Below are 245 nucleotides of genomic sequence, written 5' to 3' on the forward strand. Positions count from 1 at the left end.
GTCGTTGAAGCGCATGCCGGGCGCGTCGTGACGCACCGGGGCCAGCGGCCGCGGCTGGCAGGCCTGGCCGGCCACCAGCGGCCCGCATTCATACAGGCCGTCCTCCATCGCCAGCAGCCAGCCGTCCCCGCGCGGGGCGATGCAGCCGGCCATCTGCGGCAACGTCCAGTGATCGAGCCGGCCGCTCGCGGGCGTCCAGCGCCACAGCGCGCGGCCGGGGATGTCGGTCCAGTGGAACGCCTGGT

At 75.1% G+C, this 245-nt stretch carries 1 protein-coding gene; it reads right to left on the reverse strand.

What is annotated here, in order from left to right; genetic code table 11:
• A partial coding sequence (locus SB751_RS34185) for an SMP-30/gluconolactonase/LRE family protein (protein ID WP_410749517.1) occupies positions 1 to 245 on the reverse strand: 245 nt, incomplete at both ends.

It is taken from the genome of Cupriavidus sp. SIMBA_020 (assembly GCF_046535395.1).
GTDB lineage: Bacteria > Pseudomonadota > Gammaproteobacteria > Burkholderiales > Burkholderiaceae > Cupriavidus > Cupriavidus campinensis.